This window comes from Myxococcus sp. AB036A, assembly GCF_006547355.1.
Lineage (GTDB): Bacteria > Myxococcota > Myxococcia > Myxococcales > Myxococcaceae > Myxococcus > Myxococcus virescens.
This window is the reverse complement of the sequence record NZ_VHLC01000001.1, coordinates 1-19,981: the sequence shown is the minus strand read 5'-3', so window position 1 is coordinate 19,981 and position 19,981 is coordinate 1. Positions and strand designations below refer to the sequence as shown.

Annotated in this window: 18 protein-coding genes; 8 read left to right on the top strand and 10 right to left on the bottom strand. The window is 71.6% G+C overall.

Annotated features, from left to right (window positions below):
* Positions 1-12: 12 nt before the first annotated feature.
* The 4 genes from FL344_RS00095 to FL344_RS00080 are packed head-to-tail and all read right to left on the bottom strand — an operon-like array spanning position 13 to position 3,574.
* Positions 13-576 carry a response regulator transcription factor gene (locus tag FL344_RS00095; protein ID WP_141589013.1) on the bottom strand — a complete coding sequence of 188 codons (564 nt, stop codon included), beginning with the start codon at positions 574-576 and terminating at the stop codon, positions 13-15.
* Positions 573-1,883 (bottom strand): ATP-binding protein, encoded by a 1,311-nt coding sequence (locus FL344_RS00090; protein WP_141617024.1) that lies wholly within the window; start codon positions 1,881-1,883, stop codon positions 573-575. Before FL344_RS00090 ends, FL344_RS00095 begins: the two co-directional genes overlap by 4 nt.
* The gene (locus FL344_RS00085; RefSeq protein WP_141617023.1) at positions 1,880-2,647 is read right to left on the bottom strand and encodes a hypothetical protein; all 768 of its coding nucleotides are present in this window, start codon (positions 2,645-2,647) and stop codon (positions 1,880-1,882) included. The genes FL344_RS00090 and FL344_RS00085 overlap by 4 nt, the downstream gene beginning before the upstream one ends.
* Positions 2,648-2,650: 3 nt before the next feature.
* The gene (locus FL344_RS00080; protein WP_194862920.1) at positions 2,651-3,574 is read right to left on the bottom strand and encodes a transporter; all 924 of its coding nucleotides are present in this window, start codon (positions 3,572-3,574) and stop codon (positions 2,651-2,653) included.
* 199 nt (positions 3,575-3,773) lie between these two features.
* Between FL344_RS00080 and FL344_RS00075 the strand changes: the two genes are divergently transcribed.
* Positions 3,774-4,211 carry a DoxX family protein gene (locus tag FL344_RS00075; RefSeq protein ID WP_141254211.1) on the top strand — a complete coding sequence of 146 codons (438 nt, stop codon included), beginning with the start codon at positions 3,774-3,776 and terminating at the stop codon, positions 4,209-4,211.
* A gap of 58 nt (positions 4,212-4,269) precedes the next feature.
* Here FL344_RS00075 and FL344_RS00070 read toward each other — a convergent pair whose 3' ends face one another.
* From FL344_RS00070 to FL344_RS00060, 3 genes are read right to left on the bottom strand one after another with little or no spacing between them, the layout of a single operon-like run.
* Positions 4,270-4,689, bottom strand: a complete 420-nt coding sequence (locus FL344_RS00070) for a hypothetical protein (protein WP_141589017.1) — start codon at positions 4,687-4,689, stop codon at positions 4,270-4,272.
* 11 nt (positions 4,690-4,700) lie between these two features.
* Positions 4,701-5,354 carry a Mov34/MPN/PAD-1 family protein gene (locus FL344_RS00065; protein ID WP_141617021.1) on the bottom strand — a complete coding sequence of 218 codons (654 nt, stop codon included), beginning with the start codon at positions 5,352-5,354 and terminating at the stop codon, positions 4,701-4,703.
* A 51-nt stretch (positions 5,355-5,405) separates the two neighbouring features.
* Positions 5,406-6,308, bottom strand: a complete 903-nt coding sequence (locus tag FL344_RS00060; protein ID WP_141589019.1) for a metallophosphoesterase — start codon at positions 6,306-6,308, stop codon at positions 5,406-5,408.
* 283 nt (positions 6,309-6,591) lie between these two features.
* Between FL344_RS00060 and FL344_RS00055 the strand changes: the two genes are divergently transcribed.
* Positions 6,592-7,752 carry a PAS domain-containing sensor histidine kinase gene (locus FL344_RS00055; RefSeq protein ID WP_141589035.1) on the top strand — a complete coding sequence of 387 codons (1,161 nt, stop codon included), beginning with the start codon at positions 6,592-6,594 and terminating at the stop codon, positions 7,750-7,752.
* Positions 7,753-7,811: 59 nt separating this feature from the next.
* On the opposite strand, the gene FL344_RS00050 is transcribed toward FL344_RS00055, so the two are convergent.
* The 3 genes from FL344_RS00050 to FL344_RS00040 all read right to left on the bottom strand — a co-directional run bounded on the left by FL344_RS00050 (position 7,812) and on the right by FL344_RS00040 (position 10,723).
* Positions 7,812-9,605, bottom strand: coding sequence for a hypothetical protein (locus tag FL344_RS00050; RefSeq protein ID WP_141617020.1), 1,794 nt, complete (start codon positions 9,603-9,605; stop codon positions 7,812-7,814).
* On the bottom strand, positions 9,562-10,095 hold the full coding sequence (locus FL344_RS00045; protein WP_141617019.1) for a hypothetical protein: 534 nt from the start codon (positions 10,093-10,095) through the stop codon (positions 9,562-9,564). The genes FL344_RS00050 and FL344_RS00045 overlap by 44 nt, the downstream gene beginning before the upstream one ends.
* Before the next feature lie 178 nt (positions 10,096-10,273).
* Positions 10,274-10,723: a Fur family transcriptional regulator gene (locus FL344_RS00040; protein WP_141589022.1), complete on the bottom strand. Its 450-nt coding sequence runs from the start codon at positions 10,721-10,723 to the stop codon at positions 10,274-10,276.
* Between the two features lie 582 nt (positions 10,724-11,305).
* On the opposite strand from FL344_RS00040, the gene FL344_RS00035 reads away from it, so the two are divergent.
* The 6 genes from FL344_RS00035 to FL344_RS00005 all read left to right on the top strand — a co-directional run.
* Entirely contained in the window at positions 11,306-13,273 is a 1,968-nt protein-coding gene (locus FL344_RS00035; protein ID WP_228564630.1) for an ATP-binding protein, read from the top strand.
* 422 nt (positions 13,274-13,695) lie between these two features.
* Complete coding sequence (locus tag FL344_RS00025) at positions 13,696-14,073, top strand: response regulator (protein ID WP_141589024.1); 378 nt, start codon at positions 13,696-13,698, stop codon at positions 14,071-14,073.
* Positions 14,070-16,133 carry a chemotaxis protein CheA gene (locus FL344_RS00020; RefSeq protein WP_141617017.1) on the top strand — a complete coding sequence of 688 codons (2,064 nt, stop codon included), beginning with the start codon at positions 14,070-14,072 and terminating at the stop codon, positions 16,131-16,133. Before FL344_RS00025 ends, FL344_RS00020 begins: the two co-directional genes overlap by 4 nt.
* Positions 16,130-16,576: a chemotaxis protein CheW gene (locus tag FL344_RS00015; RefSeq protein WP_011556884.1), complete on the top strand. Its 447-nt coding sequence runs from the start codon at positions 16,130-16,132 to the stop codon at positions 16,574-16,576. Before FL344_RS00020 ends, FL344_RS00015 begins: the two co-directional genes overlap by 4 nt.
* Positions 16,557-19,109, top strand: a complete 2,553-nt coding sequence (locus tag FL344_RS00010) for a methyl-accepting chemotaxis protein (RefSeq protein WP_141617016.1) — start codon at positions 16,557-16,559, stop codon at positions 19,107-19,109. The genes FL344_RS00015 and FL344_RS00010 overlap by 20 nt, the downstream gene beginning before the upstream one ends.
* A partial coding sequence (locus FL344_RS00005) for a HEAT repeat domain-containing protein (RefSeq protein ID WP_194862919.1) occupies positions 19,106-19,981 on the top strand: 876 nt, incomplete at its 3' end. The genes FL344_RS00010 and FL344_RS00005, both read left to right, overlap by 4 nt.

Below are 19,981 nucleotides of genomic sequence, written 5' to 3'. Positions count from 1 at the left end.
GGCGTGAGCGTTTCAGCGGGAAGGCGGGTACTTCTGCAGCTTGCGCTGGAGCGAGCGCCGGTGGATGCCCAGCTTGCGCGCCGCCTCGGAGATGTTGCCGCCGCAGTCCGCCAGCACGCGGTTGATGTGCTCCCACTCGGCGCGCGCCAGGGACGGGGCCTCGAAGCTTTCCGATGTCGCGACGGAGGGTTCGCCGGACGCACGCGCAAAGGCCGCGAGCAGGTCGTCCGCGTCCGCGGGCTTCGGGAGGTAGTTCACCGCGCCCAGCCGGATGGCATCCACCGTGGTGGCGATGCTTCCATAACCCGTGAGGACGACGACGCGCGTGGAGGCATCCACCGCGAGCAAATCCCTCACCACCTCCAGGCCGCTGCGGCCCGGCATGCGCAGGTCCACCACCGCGTACTCGGGCGACTCGCGGCGCGCGGCGGCAAGGGCCTCGTCGTAGTCCCCCGCGGTGGTGACGTCCCAGCCGCGCTCGCGGAAGGCGCGGGCCAGCCGTTCGCGCAGGGTGGAATCGTCATCCACCAGCAACAGGCTGGGGCGCTGCTCCGTGCCCGCGCTCGCGATGCTCATGGCGCGCCCTCCGTCACCGGCAGCGAGAGGCTCGCCGTGGTGCCCCGGCCCGGCGTCGAGCGCAGCTCCAGGGAGCCGCCCAACTGCTCCACCAGCGTGCGTGCCAGGAAGAGCCCCAGGCCCATTCCTTCGCCCGGTGGCTTGGTGGTGAAGAAGGGCTCGCCCGCCCGGGACAACACGTCCGCCGCCATCCCCGTGCCCGCGTCGCGCACCTCCAGCAGGGCACCCTCGCCGCGCGCTTGCACGCGCAGCTCTACGGGACGTGACACCTGCGACGCCTGGAGCGCGTTCTTCACCAGCCCGCGCAGCACCCGGGCCAGTGCCCGGGGCGGGCCGTGGACGCGCCAGTCGCGGGCCTCGGTGGGCAGGTCGACCGTCACGCGCTCCGCGCCGGGAAGCTCCGCCAGCATGTCCTCCACCAGCCGACCCAGGGGCACGGGGTGGAAAGGCTCCCCCGTCGTCTGCCCGGCGTCCGCGGACATCTGCACCAGGACGTCGCGGCAGCGGTCCACCTGCTGACGGATGAGGCGCAAATCTTCGCGAACGGACTCGGAGGTGCCCGCGATGGCCAGCGCGCGCTCCACTTCCTTGGTCACCACGGCGATGGTGGACAGCGGCGTGGACAGCTCGTGCGCGGCGCCCGCGGCGAGCGTCGCCAGCGAGGCCACCTTCTCCCGCCGCGCGTGCAGCGCGCGCGCCTGCGCCAGCTCCTGCTCCCGCGCCCCGAGCGCCCGCGTGACGCGCTGGACGAAGTAGACGATGAAGCCCGCGGCCACGGCGAAGGCCACCCACATGCCGTTGATGTGCAGCCGCATCAGCTCCGCGTGGTCCGGCCGCGACAGGCCCGCTGGCAGCTCCACGTCCTGCAACACGAACAGCGAACCGAAGGCCGTCAGCGTGAAGCCGAGCAGGCCCCACATCCACCGCGAGGGCAGCAGCACGGTGCCCAGCGCCACGTTCACCAGGTAGAGCGTGGTGAAGGGGTTGTGCGTGCCGCCGCTGAGGGCCAGCAAGCCGGTGAGCACCAGCGTGTCCCACAGCATCAGCTTGCCCAGGGTGCCCTCCGTCACCCGGAGGCCGCGCGCCAGCCACGTCCGCACCGACACGTTGGTCAGCGCCTCCAGGCCCAGCAGCGCGGAGAGCTCCGGTATCGGCAGCGCCAGCTCCAACCCGAAGGCCGCCACGCCGATGACGAGCGTCTGGCCCAAGAGCAGGCCCCATCGCAAGCGCAGCAGCCACTCCAGGTTGATGCGGGCCCGGGAGTCGGGCTCGGGGAGCGGCGGGGCGGCTTGGGGCGGAGGCGTCATGGTGCGACGGAGGAGGGAGGCACCACCGAGCGGGCCACGTTGCCCACCAGGTCCACGTTGGCGGGTGGCTGCTCGGCGCTGACGCCATCCAGCCACGTATCCCACGAGAGCGCAAAGACGAGCTGCGTGTGAGGATTGGCTTCCGACAGCGTCACCCACTCCAGTAGCACGTCCACCGAGGCGCGCGTCTGGAAGCTCACCTCGAAGGGCTGGGGCTCGCTGTCCTGTCCGGTACTCAGGGTGCCGCGCAGGTGCAGGCTGCGGCCCACCATGTCCACCGGCGCGTCGCCCTGGGCGGCAGCGGCCAGGCCTTGCGCGTCGTTGCCCGCGGGCTCGAAGTTGAGGCGCGCGTGGCAGTAGCGGCCCGGCGGCGGGTGCACCGCGCCCAGCGGAATGACCGTCCCATCCGCGCTGCCCAGGTTCACGACGTGCGCGGTGTCCAGTCGCGTGGGGTGGGTCACCGTGTGGTGGGCCCACGCTGTGCCCACGGGGGACAGTTGACGCAGGAAGCGTTTCCAGCCGACCTCCGCGCACGGGAGCAGCTCCACGCTGCCCAGCGTGACGAAGCCGCTGGTGAGGACGGCGCGGGTGCCCTGGTCGTTCATGAGCTCGCGCTCGCCGGCCGCGCCCGAGATGGGCCGCGCCCGGGCGGTGATGAGCGCGAGGTCGAGCGTCATGCCGTCCTGGACGTTGGTGCCGCCGCAGCCGGCGAGAGACAGGAGCGCGGCGGCGCCCACGGTGACGGGCTTGAGGAAGGTGCGCATGGTTCAGAGGTCGTAGGCGACGGACAACATCGCGATGGGCGTGGGGACGACGCGGCCACGCAGTTGGTTGATGAAGGGCACGCGCACGCCCGCCGCGACGACGACGTCCATGCCCGGGCTGAAAATCACGTCGGGAGACGCGTAGCCGATGAATCCGCCCGTGTGCTCATGGCGCTCGCTGTCCGTGTGGCCCTGGTGCTCGGCTTCCGAGTCGGCCGGCGCTTCCAGGCGGCTGTCGAAGCCCAGGCGCAGGGCCCAGCGGGCCGATGGCTGGTATTGCGCGGCGAGCGTGGTGCGGAGGGAGACACCCGCGCGGAAGCCTTGGATGCCGCGCGTGGGGAAGAATCCGGTGGCGCTGGCCAGGAAGGACCAACTGCCGCGGAAGTGCTGATAGGCGAGGCCGGCCAGTGGATCCACGGAACCGCTGCCGAGCTGACTGTCCAGGGCCAGTTGGGTGCCGTCGGGACCGCGCAGCACGGGCGCGGTGGGGAGCTTCACGCCGCCCAACACGCTGAACAGGTGGTCCGCGGAGAAGGCCTTGTCCTGGAAGAGGAACACCTTCGCGGCGACCTCCACGTCGCCAATGCCCCAGCCGCGGTCCCGGGCGAGGCTGACGTGCCGCACCTCGCGGGCCTGCAGGGGCAGGGTGGCGGAGAGGAACAGCCAGGGGAGCGGCGCGTAGGCCACCGCCAGGTCCATGCGCGCCTCGCGCAGGCGCAGGGCGTCCACCCCTTCCTCGCCGACCGTGTGGCCCCAGCCCCGGACGGTGGAGGACACGCGCAGGCGGCCGGAGAACGGCTGCTCGGTGCCCATGGACATGAGCGTGGGGTCGCCACAGGCGCAGGTGGCGCAGGCCCAGGCGCTCGAGGTGGGGACGAGCAGCAGGGCGCTGGACAACAGGAGGGTGACGGTGAGGGCGTTCTTCACGGCCCGGGCACCATACGTGCTGGCCTGGAGGCCCGCGTGTGGCGTGTTGTCGCAGCGTGCCGTGGCCTCAAGGGGCTGGCGGCGCAGGGCGAGCGGCTAGGCGAGCGGCCGGTGTCACGCAGGAATCGATGCTCAATTTGAGAATGACGACGTCCTGCCAGCGTTGAGGGGCTGGGAGGAGGGACGACAGGGAGGATTCATGGGCGTGCTAGCGCCGATTGGCCGGCTGCTCTTTTCGGCCATCTTCATCACCAGCGGCCTGAACCACTTCTTCCAGTTGGAGGCGCTGACGGGCGTGGCCCAGGCGTCCGGGGTGCCGGAGCCGCGCATGGCGGTGCTGGGGTCCGGCGTGGCGCTGGTGGTGGGCGGCTTGTCCGTGCTGCTGGGCGTGTTCGCTCGCCTGGGCGCGGCGGCCATCGCCATCTTCCTGCTGTCCGCCGCCTTCATGGTCCACAGGTTCTGGCTGGTGACGGACCCGGTGCAGGCGCAGGACCAGCTCATCCACTTCATGAAGAACCTCTCCATGGCGGGTGGCGCGCTGTTCATCGTCTACTTCGGGTCCGGGCCCTTCAGCCTGCGGCGCAAGAAGGCGGAAGGGCTGGGGAGCGGGAGGCTGGGCGTTCCGCTGCGGCCTTGAGGCTCAGGGCGTGGGGGCGCTGACGGCCGGGGCCTCCGCGCATCTGCGTTGGGAATCCTCAGCGCTGGACCGCAAGGATTCGCCAGGTCTTCGAGTCGATCGCATACCGCGCCCCCATGTCGTAGGGGGCACCCTTTCTCTCGCATGCGTCGGGGTCCAGCGAGATGCTCACGAGGATGATTCCGCCTTCGTACGGAGCCGCTGTCACGTCGTAGGACTCTCGCCGATAGAGGCACTCCCCTCCGGGCCGGTCGCCCGGCGGGAGCTTCAGGTCCCATGGCAGGTAGTCCTCCATGGCGAGCTGGACAGCCTGGGCCAGGGGGCGCCGGATGATGACGCGTCCCTCTTCCGGCATTCCAACGGGGAGCTCGAACCTCGAGGCTTCCTCCGCGGGCGCGTGGACAGGACGAGGCGGCTTCTTGAAGAGGGCGCATGCCGCGAGCGTGCACAGGCACATCAGGGGCAACCACTTTGGCATGATGTCTCCTGTCAGTCCTCGCGTCCGACGGGGGTGATGAAGCCGAACGGTTTGTCTGCGGGCTTGATGAGCCCGATGCGGACCCATTGCTTCCCTCGACGCGAGTAGACCTCGCCGGGCCTGTCTACATCATCCAGGTGGGGGATCAGCTTCTGGATGTGGCACGCCGAATCGAACTGAATCTTGATGAGCCAGAGTTGATTGGCTGCGCGCCGGTCCGGCTCGGATAGCGGCGAAGGGTGCCAGGGATGACTGTGGTAGTCGGCGAGGATGGAGAGGGACCGGGCCTCGGGGTCGATGACCTTGCGAACGGGGAAGCAGGACTTCTTCGTCGCTTCCCTGCGCAGTTGCCATCGGCCGAGGGGAGAGGGATGGCTGACGCGGTAGATGTCGTCGCCTCGGGAGTAGATGAGGCCGCAGTATTCCTGTCCGTAATCCCTGTCGGTCGCGCCCGGAAGCTTCATGATGGCGGGGCACAGGCGGTCGATGACGTCATCCACGTCCCGGGATGGCTCGACGGCAGACCATGGACCTCGGGCCCAGACATAGTCCGAGTCGTCGCTGATGAAGCCGTAGTGCTCCGTCTCGTGGGCCTTGCGAGGAACGCTTTCACAAGCAAGGCACACGAGGAGCAGGGATGCAGGCCACCAGAGCCTCGGGTGCATGCCCCCTGCTTAGGAGATGCGCGGCGGGCTCGCAAGCCAGGCTGGCGTGCGCTACCCGGCGCTGACGGCGGCCTGTCGCAGCGTGAAGAAGGCCACCTCCGGCTCGCTGCCCCGGCGCAGGTAGGGGCCGCCGAAGCCGAAGCCCAGGCCCCGGTTCACGTACAGCTGGTTGCCATTCACGTGGTAGTGGCCGCGGATGTACGGCTGGCCCGCGCGGCGGAAGAGGGCCTCCGTCAGGCCGCGCACCACGAACTGGCCGCCGTGCGTGTGCCCGGAGAACTGCACCAGCCCCGCGTGCGCCGGCAGCTTCTCCGCCGTGGGCGGCGTGTGGGCCAGCACCAGCCGTGTGCCGGACACCGGCGCACCTCGGAAGGTGGCCTCCACGTCGTCCCGGCCGGTGAGCCCGTCGTCGATGCCCAGCACCGTCACCGGCGCGCCCTTCACGTGCACCTGGCGGTGCTCATTCTGCAGCACCGTGTAGCCCATCCGCTCGAAGGACTCGCGCAGGTACGGCGCGTTCACCCAGTGGTCATGGTTGCCCATCACCACGTAGACGGGGCCCTTGATGCCAGCCAGCAGCTCGCGCACGCGCGGCAACGGCTTGGGGCTGTGCGTGACGTAGTCGCCGGTGAGGAACACCAGGTCCGGCTTCTCCTCGTTGACCGCCTCCACCGCGCGGCGGATGCGCAGCGCCGAGGTGGCCTGCCCCACGTGCACGTCCGACAGCTGCGCGATGCGCAGGCCGTCGTGCTCGGCGTGCATGTGCTGGACCATCAGCACGTTCTCCGAAAGGGAGAAGTGGTCCCGCCAGCGCAGGCGCCGCTCCGTGCGGAAGGGGTCGGCTCCGCTGCGCGCGACCAGCGCATTGCGCCCGTCCTCCTGCAGGTTCCGCCGGAAGCTGTTGGCCGGGGCTGCCAGGGGGGCGTCACGACGGGCGAGACGTCTCAGGCGCATGCGGTTCGGTTCCTTTCGGTGCCGGGGACGGCGTGAGGGCTCGATTGTAGCGAGCCTGGCGAGGTGGGTTGAAGCAGGTGTCCCTCGCACGCCTGCCCAGCCAGCGGCCGGCGCTCAAGGTGCGTGGAAAACCCGCGCGATTTCAGGAAGATTCCGAAGCGTCATCAGGCATCCTTCCGTCATTGGACAGACGTCCGGGGGGCGTGCAGTGACGGTGACCGTTGGGATGGCTACAGAAGGTGGAGGAATCGCCACGCCCCCTTCCGGCGGCGGTTCGCGGCCGGTGGAGCTGGCCGAGCTCATGTCCACGGTGCCGCTGGGCATGGCCATCATCGACCGCGAGCTGCGCTTCGTCGAGGTGAGCGACGCCATGGCCGCCATGCATGGCGTGTCGCGCGAGGCCCACCTGGGCCAGCCCATGGTGGAGGTGCTGCGCGCCGAGCCCTCCGCGGCCGACGTCGTGCGCCGCGTCCGCCGCGTGCTGGAGACGGGCGTGGCGCTGGAGGGCGTGGAAATCATCCACCGCGAGTCGGGCGCCCACGGCGAGCGCACCCGCGTCTACCGCGCCAGCTACCACCCCGTGCGCCGTGATGGCGCCATCGTCGCCGCGTGCATCTACGTGGAGGACATGACGGAGCGCCGCCGCGTGGAGGCCCAGCGCGACGCGGGCGCGGCCCGGGAGCGCTCGGTGCGCGAGCAGGCGCTGCGCGAGACGCAGGAGGCCGTGCGCGCCCGGGATGAGTTCCTCAGCGTGGCGGCCCACGAGCTGCGCACGCCCCTCACCAGCCTGCGCCTGCACCTTCAGTTGCTGCTGCGCCAGGTAGGCGGCTCGAACCAGGAGCCGCCCGCGGAGCTGGCGCCCAGGGCCCGCGTGCTGGACCGCCAGTTGTCGCGGCTGGTGGGGCTGGTCAACACGCTGCTGGACGTGTCGCGGCTGGCCGCGGGCCGGCTGTCGCTGGAGCCCCGGGAACTGGACCTGGCGCAGATGGTGCGGCAGATGGCGGAGGCCTTCTCCGAGGAGTTCACCCGCGCCGGCAGCACGTTGTCGCTGCACGTGGACGGACCGCTGCTGGGCGAATGGGATTCGCTGCGCCTGGAGCAGGTGCTGGTGAACCTGCTCTCCAACGCCGTGAAGTACGGCGGAGGCCAGCCGGTGGAGGTGTCGCTGGCCAGCGAGGGCCCCACGGCGGTGCTCGCCGTGAAGGACCAGGGCATCGGCATCTCCGAGGACGGCATGGCGCGCCTGTTCGGCAAGTTCGAGCGCGCGGTGTCGGAGCGGCACTACGGCGGCCTGGGCCTGGGCCTCTACATCACCCGTCAAATCGTGGAGGCCATGGGCGGCAGCATCACCGTGCGCTCCGCACAGGGAAAAGGCTCCACGTTCATCCTCCGCCTGCCCACGCGGCCCCCGGTGCCCACCAAGGCCGCCGCGGGCGCGCGGTAGCTTCAAGACGCGAACCCCCGGGGCGCCCGTGTGTGGCACCCCTGGGGCTTCCCCGCGCTTCAGTTGCCGCGGAGGACCGTCAGGCCCTTGTCGGTGAGGACGTACAGCGCCGCCGGCGTCACCCGCGGGTCGTAGATGAGCTGCCGCACCCGGGAGCCGTTCACGTCCGCCACCTTCTCCAGCGTCTTCTGCGGCGTGAGGCGCCACAGGCCCGAGCGGTCCGTGCCGATGTAAAGCGAGCCGTCACCCGTGGCCGCCAGCGCGTTGATGTTCTGGAGCGCGGCGTTCTGCTCCGCGTTGGCGCCGGTCAGCCGGGTGCCCGTCTGGGCCTGATTGGAGGCCCCCGTAATCGTCATCTCCCACAGGCCGTGGTCCTTGCTGCCCAGGTAGTAGCGGCCGTCGGTCGTCTGCTGGAAGCCGCGCCAGCTGTCGAACTCGCTGATGCTGTTGAGCTGGGGCAGGTAGGAGGACTCCACCTTCATCAGGTTGACGCGCTTGTCCATGTTGTCCCAGTCGCCGTGGCGGGGCGTCGGCGTGACGATGCCGAACATCCACTCGTTGGCGATGAGGACGTCCCCGTCCTGCGCGATGCCGAGCCCGTAGGTGTAGCCCGCCATCTGGCTGCCCTTCTCGTTGAGCCACACCGGGTGCCGGTGGGAGCTGTACTCCAGGCCGCGGATGCGAGTGACGCCGTGGTTGGAGCCCACGTAGACGTCGCCCTCGTCACGGCCGTGCATCACCGTCACGCAGCTCAGGATGCTGCGGTCCTCGTCGAAGTGGTGGTCGTTGCTGTTGCGGATGCCCAGGTTGTGCACGTCATCCAGCCGGCGCGGGCCTGTCTGCACGCGGGGATTGCCGTTCGCGTCCGTCGTGTTGCGCACCGACTGGTGCAGGTGCTCCTCGAGGACAATCTGCCCGCTGCCATCCAGGCGCACCACGTCCACGTCACCCTGCCTGTAGTACTGGAGCCGACGGTGGCTGTACGGGTAGCACGGCTGCGCCGGGTCGGGCTGGTAGCACTCGTTGGGGCTGACGATGTAGTTGGGTTGCAGGCCCGGGAAGTCCGGGTCCGCGCGCAGGTCGGTCGTGGCGTAGCCCACGTAGGCGCGGCCCGCGCTGCCACCGCAGATGACGGTGGAGCCGGTGGCCGCCCGGTCCGAACCGAAGCCGCCCTGGGCCTGGCCAATGGGCGAGCGCGTCCAGACGACCTGCCGCGAGTCCGCGCGCAGCACGCCAATCCGGTCGCCATCCAGCAGCCAGATGTTGTGCGCGGCATCCACGCCCACGGCCTGCACCCGGGAGATGTTGTAGCGAGACGAGTAGTTCGTCACCGCGTCCGTCGGCCACGGTCCTTCAACGGGACCGCTGCCCGCGTCCGGCTGTGGCTCCGAGCCCCCGTCGGGCTCCGAGCCCGCGTCCGGCTCCGAGCCCGCGTCCGGCTCCGTCCCCGCATCTGGCTGCGTGCCGGCGTCGGGCTCTGGCCGCGTCACCGGTGGAATGTTGTCGATATCGTTGCCCGTCGTGGGGGAGGTGGGCTCGTTCGAGCCACCGCATGCCCATGCCGTCATCACCACTGCCCCGAGACACCCGCCCCACAGTCGTCGATTCACCGCTTCCTCCTCCTGCGGGACGCACAGCAATTCGCATACCGGGCCTTGGACGCCTGGCCGCCCGGGAAACAGGGTCTGCGTGGGCAAAACGCTTCCCTGCCTGGAGAAGAAGAGCGCCACGCGGTGACGAAAAACGAACGGGCCCGCCTCCAGTGTGGAAGCGGGCCCGTTCCGAGGCACGATGCGCGTGTCGCCAGGACTACCGCGTCGGCGTGCCGTCGAGCTCCTTGTCGACGGACTCATGCGGCTGCGTGCCCGCGCCGCCGGTGCCCGGCTGCTTCTTCTTGGCACCCTTGGGGCTGGTGGCGCGCAGCTCCAGCGCGACGACCTCATCGCCCTCCAGCTGGAACTTCGCGCGCACCGCGGCGCCTTCCGGAATCTCATCCGTCTTGGCGACCTTCTTGCCGTCCAGCATCAGCACCGTCTTGTCCCGCACGTCCAGGTCCGCGTCGGGCAGGCCCGGGCGGGACAGGCTCACGCCGTCCGCGGTGGCATCCTTGAGGGTGCCTCGCAGGCTCATGGCCTTGTCCATCTTGAAGGTGCCTTCCTCCTCCGTCTGGACGCCCGTCACGTCCTTGGCGGCCTTGCCGATGGCGGGCCCCACTTCGGTGGCGTCCACGCCGGTGCTCTTCTCCGTACCGGGGCGGGGTACCTGCGTTTGCGACGGCTGTTGCTGCGCGAACGCGGCGCTTCCCACGCACAATGCGACTGCGGTGATGAGCTTCTTCATCATCCCTCTCCCTGGGTTCAGTTCGGTTGGTCCGACTGCTGGGAGCAAGGGTGGGGCCGCTTCCTGCTCTCGCCAATCCAGGCCGGGTGCCCCAGGGGCACCCCCGGCCGCAGGGCAGCCGGGCAGGCGCTCACGCTCAGTTGGGCGGCTGACTGAGCCGCTTCACCGCGTCGAGCGTCACTCAGTTGCAGCCGTCGCAGAGACCGCGAAGCTGCACTTCCACCGAGCGCTGGGACACCGCGCGGGGCACGCCCTTCGAGGACGCGATGCGGACCGACTCCTCCGGGAGGCAGGCCACGGTGCCGCAGTCGGTGCAGGTGAAGTGCGGGTGGCTGCCGCCGTGCCCCACGCCCGCGCGCTTCAGCTCGAAGCGCCAGACGTGGTCGCCCAGGTCCGCCCGCACCACGAGGCCGGCCTCGGTGAGGTCCGTCAGGTTGCGGTAGATGGTCACCCGGTCGTAGCCCTCGTCACCCAGCGCGTCCACCAGGTCGGCGTGGCTCATCGGGGACGTGGCGTCCTCCAGCTCCCGCAACACCGCCACACGGGGCGCGGTGCTGCGCAAGCCCGCGGAACGAATCCGGTCCTGGAATTCAGTGAGCTTCGGCTGCACGGCACTTCTCTTTGCTCCCATGATGCCCTTTCGATAACCGATTTGACGGCCACTTTCACCCTGCTGAGACCTGGAGCGTTGAGTCCTCACGCTCCGCGTCATGCATCCCAGCGGGTCTCCCCCGACTCCTCGCGCATGCACTCGGTGTTGTATCTGCTTCCAATGCAATCTGGATGCAGAAGAATCTTCGTTGCCGCCGTGCCTGGGTGAACCGTGAGTTGAAGGTCACGCCCCCGGTGCCTGGTGGCTGGCGTGTCTGGCGTCACCCGACGGCGGGGATGGTGCGGGAAGTTGGAGCTCCGGAAGCCGCGCGGCATGTCACTGGGAAAGACCTCGGGGAGGGCGGGCTGGCCACAGGTGGCCCCTGCCTGCCCGGATGCGACTGTTGACGGGATACCGCTGCCGCCGTGGATGCATCCGCCACGCAAGTGCGTTTCTGGAGGGAGAAGCCGAGGGCCGGCGACCGACTGGCGGTCATTTGCACCGGAGAACACTTGCCGCCGGACTGCTTGACTCGCTGCGTCCGGTGCCCAGACTGCGACTCTTTCCTTCATCTGGGGTGTCCGGACGCCCTGGCCGCACGCTCGCCTTCGACTCGTCGTGATGACGCCCTCCCTCCTGCTCATCGAAGACCCTGGTGCCTCCCGGGAGCTCCAGGTGCTTGCTCTGGAAAGTCAGGGCTGGCGGGTCTGGGCTTCCGCGGACGTTCCGGGCGCGCTGACGCTGCTGCAGACGCAGTCGGTGCAGGTGGTGGTGGCGGCGGCTGGCCTGTTGATGTCGGATGGGACGCACCTGGAGTCGCTGCGGAGCGCACTGTCGCTGGCGGGCGCCCTGCTACAAATCAGCGCCTTCCCCGCAGAGCGGGAGGCGCTGCGCCCGCTCGGCCTGTCGGTGGAGCGCTACCTGAGCCGGCCCCTGTCGCTGGGGGCGCTGGTGGAAGGGGCGCGGCAGGCCTTTCCGGTGGAGGCGTCCGGGGGGCCGGAGGCACGGCGTCCCCGTGTGCTGGTGGCGGATGACGACCCGGTCTCCCGCAAGCTGGCGCAGCTGTACCTGGCGCCCTTCCGTTTCGAGGTGGTGCTGGCGGCGGATGGCGCCACGGCGCTGGACCTGGCGCGGCGCCGCGGTCCGGATGTGGTGCTGGCGGACGCGCTGATGCCGGGCATGGACGGCTTCAAGCTGTGCCTGGGCTTCCGGCAGGACCCCAGGCTGGCCCGGGTGCCCGTCATCCTCACGCACACCATCGCGCCCGATGAGCTGGACTTGCGCATGGCCCACAACGTGGGGGCCAACGGCTTCGTGCGCAGGACGCAGGAGGGCGACGAGCTGGTGGGCGCGCTGCTGCGTGAGCTGCGCGCCGGCGGGCCTTCCCACACGTCGCCACCCGGGGACCTGAGCACCGAGGACCACCTGTACCGGATGGTGCGCCAGCTGGAGCGGCGGGTGGGGCTGCTGGAGCAGGCCGAGCGCACCGCCCGGGAGAGCGAGGCGCGCTACCGCCTGGTGGTGAGCGGCTCCTACGACGGCATCTGGGACTGGGATTTGCGCGGCCAGGCCTTCTACTGGAGTCCGCCGCTGCTGGACATGCTGGGCCTGGGGCCGGGGGACTTCGGCGGGACGTTCTCCGCCTTCCTGGAGCTGATTCACCCGGAGGACCGGCCGGACGTCATGGCCGCGCTGTCCGCGCACCTGGAGCGGGGCACGCCCTATGACGTGTCCCTGCGGCTGCGGCACGTCACCGGCACCTGGCGCTCGTGCGTGAGCCGTGGCCGGGCGCTGCGGGACGCGCAGGGGCGTCCGGTGCGGATGGCCGGCATCATTGGCGACGTGACGGAGCAACTGCGCCTCTACCGCGAGACGCAGGAGGCGGTGCGCGCGCGCGACGACTTCCTCAGCGTGGCGGCCCACGAGCTGCGCACCCCGCTGGCGGCGTTGCGGCTGCGCGTGCAGGGCGCCCAGGGCGTGCTGCGCGCGGGCCTGAGCAGCGGGACGGAGCGGCTGGAGCGCGCGCTGGATTCGGCGGACCGGCAGGTGCAGCGCCTGTCGGACCTGGTGGAGTCGCTGCTGGACGTGTCGCAGCTCCAGGGCGGCGCGCCCCGGCTGCACCTGGAGGACGTGGACCTGGCGCTGGTGGTGCGCGAGGCGGTGTCCCGTTCGGAGGATGCGGCGGCGCGCGCGGGCTGTCTGTTGGTGCTCAGCCCGCTGGAGCCCACGCCGGGACGGTGGGACGCGGCGCGCCTGTCCCAGGTGATGACGCACCTGTTGTCCAACGCGATGAAGTTCGGGCCGGGCAAGCCGGTGGAGGTGGCGCTGGAGTCCGAGCGGGACGTGGCGACGCTGATGGTGAAGGACCATGGCATCGGCATCGCGCCCGGGCGGCTGGAGAGCCTCTTCCGCCGCTTCGAGCGCGCCGTGCCGGTGCGGCACTACGGCGGGTTGGGCCTGGGCCTGTACCGGCTGCGCCGCATCGTGGAGGCGCATGGGGGCGGCGTGTCCGTGGACAGCACCCCCGGAGAGGGCGCCACGTTTCGCGTCCGTCTGCCGCGCGAGGGCCCGCCCGCGATGAGGGACTGACGGCGTCCCTCGGATGACTCGAGTGAGCCCCGGAGGGTGACGAGCGCGTCCCGTTCCTCCGGCGACAACCGGAGGAACGCCTTGCGTGAGGACGCCGCTTCTCCGCCATGCCGGAGGATGGCCCTCCGCGGTCGGCCGGCCGCGGCCGTTGCCCAGGTGACAGGCCAGGCAGGAGACGGAGTGGAAGAGGGGCCCCAGTCCGTCGCGCTCGCCTTCCACGTATCCCCTCACTCGAGGTGAGGACGCCCAGTCCGGCGGCGTCCGCACCGCAGGCGCGTCGGGACTGATACCGGCGGTCCCAGGCGGGGCACGGCGCTGTTGTGGACTGTCTGCCAGTGTGCGCTGCAACAGCCCCATGTCCGGCAATGTCTTTCAACTTCGCGGAATCGCTCTAGGTTCGGTGGCCGTTTCCAGGGGACGCCATGGCCGATGTGCTCGTCGTTGATGACAGCAAAGTGATGCGCGACATGGTGGTCGCGTGCCTGCGGCCCTATCCGGGCCTCACCTTCTCGCATGCTTCCAGTGGCTTGGAGGCCATCGAGCGGCTGTCGCTCCAGCCGTATGACTTGCTGGTGCTGGACCTGAACATGCCGGACATCGGCGGCATCGAGGTGGTGGAGTTCGTGCGAGGGCAGGACCGGCTGCGCGAGCTGCCCATCATCATCGTCACCACGCGTGGGGACGAGGCCTCGCGGACGCGGGCGTTGGCGGCGGGTGCCAGCCGTTTCATGACGAAGCCCTTCACGCCGGACGCCATTCTGTCGGAGGTGCGTGGGCTGCTGGAGGGGAGGCGCGCTTGAGCGCGTCCGTGGACCTCGCGGACTTCCTTCCCGCCTATCTGGCGGAGGCGGAGGAGTTGCTGGGGATGGGGCACCGTCAGTTGCTGGCCATGGAGGCCAGCATCCGGCGGGGGCTGCCGCACCCGCGCGCCGTGCGCGAGCTCTTCCGCGCCGTGCACACCATCAAGGGCTTGTCGGCCATGGTGGATGTGGAGCCCATCGTCGACATCGCCCATTGGATGGAGACGTGCCTGCGCCACGCCGACCGGGCGGGGGGCCGCCTGCCCGAGGCCAGCGTGGAGCCGCTGATGGAGGGGCTGCGCGAAATCGAGCAGCGCGTCCGCCAGCTCGCCGCGGGCAAGCAGGCCGCGCCGGTGCCCCCGGGCCTGATGTCTCGGCTGGAGGCGCTGGATGCCGAAGGCGCTCCGGGTGAGAGCGCCGCGAAGGCCGCGCCCGCCGCGCTGGCGCTGGAGGAGGCCGTGGCCTCCCGGCTCTCCGCGGCGGAGCGAGAGCAGCTCTCCACGGGCGCCACCGAAGGCCGCCGCGCGGTGCGGCTGGACTTCATCCCTGGCGCGGACCGCGCCGCCAACGGCATCACCATCAACAGCGTGCGCGAGCGCGTGGCCTCGCTGGGCGAGACGGTGAAGGTGCTGCCCCTGTCGGGGCCCGCCGCGGGCGGTGGGGCGCTCACCTTCGTGCTGCTGCTGCTCACCGAGGCCTCCGACGCCGCGCTGCTGGAGGCCGCGGGGGGCCCGCCCGCGTCGGTGCGCCCGCTGGCCGTCGTAGCCCCCCGGGCACCCGCCCTGGCGCCCTTGCCCGAGTCGGCGCTGGCGGAGGAGGAGCCCGAGGAGGCGCGGCGCGGCGGCGGCTCCCTGCGGGTGGACGTGTCGCGCCTGGACGAGGCGCTGGAGCGGCTGGCGGCGCTCGTGGTCAACCGTTCGCGGCTGACCCGCGCGGTGGCGGCGCTGACGGCGGCCGGCGCGCCCACGCGCGAGCTGCAGGCCATCCTCCAGGAGAACGCACGCCAGCTTCGCGACATGCGCACGGCCATCCTCCGCCTGCGCATGGTGCGGGTGGGGGATGTGCTGGAGCGGCTGCCGCTGCTGGTGCGCGGCCTGCGCCGCAGCACGGGCAAGTCGGTGCGGCTGGAGCTGGACGTGGGGGACGCGGAGCTGGACAAGGCCGTGGCGGACCGGCTGCTGCCCGCGCTGGTGCACCTGGTGCGCAACGCGGTGGACCATGCGCTGGAGTCGCCGGAAGCGCGCCGCGTCGCGGGCAAGCCGGAGGAGGGCGTGGTGCGTGTGGCCAGCCATGGCCGGGCGGGTGGGCTGCTGGACCTCACCGTGTCGGATGACGGGCGCGGCGTGGATGCGCGGGCGGTGGCCGCGCGCGCGGGCGTGCCCGTGCCTCCGACGCCGGACGCGCTGCTGGAAGTGCTCTGCCGGCCCGGCTTCTCCACCCGGGATGCCGCCAACATGACCAGCGGGCGGGGCATGGGCATGGACATCGTCCAACGCATCATCGTGGACCAACTGGGTGGCGAGCTGGGGATGGAGACGCGGCCCGGCGCCGGCACCACCTTCCGGCTCCGCGTGCCGCTCACGATTACGCTGCTGGACGCGCTCGTCTTCGAGTGCGCCGGGCTTCGCTACGCCGTGGCGGTGGGCTCCGTGGAGGAGCTCGTCGAGGTGGACGCCGCGCGACTGGTGTGGCCCGCCGGCGCGGGGGGCGTGGCCCTGCTGGAGCGCCGGGGGAACTCGGTGCCGCTGATGGGGCTGGCCCGGTTGCTGGGGCGCGGGGAAGCGGACGGCCGTGGAGGCTCGGTGGCCAAGGCGCTCCTCGTGCGCCAGCGCGGTGAGCTGGTCGCGTTCGGTGTGGAGCGGTTGGTGGGGCAGCAGGAAATCGTCCTGCGTCCGCTGGAGGACCCCTTGGTGCGCGTGCCCGGCGTGGCGGGCGCCACGGACCTGGGGGATGGGCGGCCCACGCTGGTGTTGGACCTGGCCGCGCTCGGGCTGGCGCGAGGTGGCGGCGCGCCGCACCAACGCAGGGCTTCCGTCCGGGAAGAGGGGCGCCTCGCATGAGCGTGCTGCATGTCGTGTTCAAGGTAGACGGAGCCGAGTACGTGCTGCCCGCTGCGGATGTGCTCCAGATGGAGTCCTTCACGGGGGCCACGCCCGTACCGGGCGCCGCGCCGCACGTCGCCGGGTTGGTGCAGGTGCGCGGGCGCGTCATCCCGGTGGTGGATGCCCGCCTGCGCTTCGGCCTGCCGCCGGTGGAGCGCACGCTCGACTCCCGGGTGGTGGTGGCGCAGCTCGGCAGCCGGGTCGTGGGGCTCGTGGTGGACAGCGCCCGCGAGGTGCTGAAGCTGGACCCCCAGCAGCTCAAGCCGCCCCCTCCGCTGGTCGTGGAGGGAGCGCGCGGTTTCGTGAAGGCCGTGGCCCAGGTGGGCCCGCGCCTGGTGATGCTCATCGATTTCCCTCGGGTCATCGGGGAGGAGACGTTGGATGGCGACGGACAGCGGTAACGCAGGGGTGGCGCTGGAAGAGGCCCGTACCCTGGCCGAAGACGCGGCGCGCAGTGTCCAGGAGAGCGTGGGGTTGGTGCAGGAGGTGGAGGGGCTCGCGACGCGGCTGGCGGCCGGCGGCAACGAGCAGGCCGCGGCCTCCGAGCAGGTGCGCGCCGCCATCGAATCGGTGGCCGCGCACGTGGAGGAGACGGGCCAGTCCGTCCATGAGCTGGTGCGCTCGCAGCGCACGGTGAGCGACTCCGCGCGGGCCCAGGTGCAGGAGGCCGAGGCCACCGCGGGCACCCTCCAGGAGGTGAACGCCTCGGTGGCTGGCGTGCGCAAGGACGCCGCGCACCTGGCGGCCTCGGCGGACACCACGGCGGGGGCGCTGGAGGAGGTGTCGCGCTCGGTGAAGGGCGTGAGCGCCAACGCGGAGGAGCTGGCCGCCTCCAGCGAGGAGCTGCTGGCCTCCATGACGGAGATGAACGCCACCGTGGCGGACCTGGTGGCGCGCAACCAGTCCAGCGCCGCCGCCACCGAGCAGGTGGCCGCCACCGCCGAGGAGATGGCCAAGGGCATTGTCCGGCTGTCCACGGATTCGCAGGGCGTGGGCGAGCGCGTGGCGCAGGTGACGCAGGCGGTGACGGGAATGGTCCGCTCCCTGGCCGAGGCGTCCCGGGACGCCACGGCCATGGCCTCCAGCGTGGAGGACACGGCGGCCACGGTGGAGGAGCTGGCGCGCAGCGTGAAGGGCGTGGCGGAGAACGCCCGGACGCTGGAGACCCACTCCGCCAGCACCGCGTCCTCCGTGGAGGAGGTGGCCGCCAGCGTGGAGGAGGTGGCCGCCACGGCGGAGAAGAACGCGGCGACCGTGGAGGCCAACGCGGCCACCATCGAGCAGCTCGCCCGCTCCGCGCAGACGGTGGCGAAGGCCTCCGAGCAAATCAATTCCCTGGCGGCTGGCAGCGCCACGGCCTCCGCGCAACTGGAGGCGTCCACGCGGCGGGTGGCGCAGATGATGGAGGAGGCGCGCACCACCGCCGAGCGCGTGGGGAGCACCGCGCGGGAGGGTGGCGCCACGGTGGCGCGCTCCATCGCCGGCTTTGGCCGTATCCGCGAGTCCATTGTCGGGTCGGCCGGGGTGATGAAGGAGATGGGGCGGCGCGCCGAGGAGATTGGCGACATCGTGCAGACCATCAACCTCATCGCGGACCGCACGAATCTCTTGTCCCTCAACGCCAGTATCGAGGCGGCGCGCGCCGGTGAGCACGGCCGGGGCTTCGCGGTGGTGGCGGAGGAGATTCGCGCGCTGGCGGACCGCGCGGCGGCGGCCAGCGCGGACGTGGCGAAAATCGTCCGGGGTCTGCAGACGACGGCGCGCGAGGCGGCCACCGCTTCGGGCGAAGGCGTGCGTGCGGCGGACGAGGGCGCGGCGCTGGCAGGAGATGCCGAGCGCGCGCTGTCCACCATCCTCAAGGGGGTTGAGGACCTGGGGAGCAACGTGCGCGAGGTGTCGCGCGCCTCCAGCGAGCAGGTGCAGGCCACGCAGGCCCTGGTCCAGGGCACCGCGAAGGTGAGCGAACAGGGACGGGCCATCGCCATATCCGCGGCGGAGCAGGCGCAGGCCGCCCAGGCGCTGGCGCAGGGCGGCGCGGAGATGCGGCGCATGTCGCGGCAGACGACGCAGGCCACCTCCGAGCAGGCGCGCGCGCTGCGCGACGTGGTGCGCTCCAACGGTCAGCTCGCGGAGGCGGTACAGAAGGTGTCGCGCGCCGTGCAGGAGCAGGCGGTGGCGGCGGCGGACCTGGCCAAGGGCACCTCCCAGATGCGTCAGCTCGTCCAGGGTGTGAGCGGGGTGGTGACCACCCAGAGCCGTGACGTGGCGGGGGTGGGCACGTTGGCGCAGGAGGCGGCGGCGGCCACCCAGCGCACCCTGGTGGGGCTGGCCGAGCAGGCCACGGCCGCCCAGGAGGTGACGCGGGCGATGGAAGAAACGCGCAAGCAGGTGGCCCAGTCCGCGCGCGGCATGACAGAGCAGGCCCGCGCCCTCAAGCAGAGTGAAACGGCCAGCCGCCAGGTGGCGAAGCTGGCCGCGTCGGTGACGCGGGCCGCGGAGGAGCAGTCGAAGGCGCTCAGCGGGCTGGTGCGGGAGGCGGACGAGGTACGGCGCGTGGCGCGGCAGACGTCGCGCGCGCTGGACGAGCAGACGGAGGCGCTCGGTGCGCTCACGGCCTCCGCCAGCCGCCAGGCCACGGGCGTGGCCGTGGTGGCACGCGCCAGCGCGGAGGCGACGGCGGTGATGGAGGGCCTGGCCAAGAGCGTGGAGGAGATTCGCCTCCGGGCGCGGGACATCACCACCGCCACCGCGCAGCAGGCGCGCGCGACGGCCATCACCGCCACGGAGGTGCAGGAGGTGGCGGGCCGGCTGGCCCACCTCACGCGGCTGCAAGGCTCGCAGTCGGAGAGCCTCGCGCGGCTGCGAGGCGCGTTGGGTGGGGTGAAGGACAGCCCTGAGGCCGTGGCGGCCTCGCCGCGGGAGCAGCGGGCATGACGGCCGCGTCCTCGACGTCGGTGCACCCGCTGACGCTGTCGGCGGAGGACCGCTCCCAGGTGGATGAGGTGGAGCAGCTCGCCCGGCGCGGCGCCGCCAGCCTGGCGCTGCTGGTGGGCGGGCTGGATGCCCAGAGCTGGGCGGTGCGGCGCGCGGTGGTGGGCGCCCTGGCGAAGCTGGGGACGCCCGCGGTGGCGCCGCTGCGCGACGTGCTGCTCCACCGCCGCGACAGTGAGGCGCGACTGGCGGCCGCCGTGGAGGCGTTGGTGGCCTCCACCGGTGATGTCGAGGGCACGCTGGAGGCGCTGGGGGATGACGCCAACCCCGCCATCGTCTGTGACGTCGCCCAGGTGCTGGGCCGGCGTCGCAGCCGGCGCTCGGTGCCGCTCTTGTCCCGGCTCACCGTGCACCCGGACGACAACGTGGCGGTGGCGGCCATCGAGGCGCTGGGCCGCGTGGGCGGCGGCGCGGCGGTGGACGCGCTGCTGGCGGCGCTGGGCAGCGGAAACTTCTTCCGCATCTTCCCCGCCATCGACGTGCTGGGCCGGTGTGGAGACCCCGTAGTGGTGCCCGCGCTGCTGGGCCTGCTGCCCGACCCCTTCTACACCCTGGAGGCGGCGCGCGCGCTGGGGCGCACCGGCCAGGAGGCCGCGGTGCCCTCGCTGGTGGGGCTGCTGCGCAAGGGCAATGACGCGTCGGTGCGCGCGGCGGCGGTGGCGCTGGTGGACATCCACGAGGCCCAGGTGCAGCGCTTCGGTGGCTCGCGCACCGTGCACACCGCGGTGCGGGGGCCGGAGTCGGCGGTGCTGGGACGGCGGCTGTCGCAGTGTGTCCCGAGCGCGGACACGACGGAGAAGACGGCCCTCTCACGC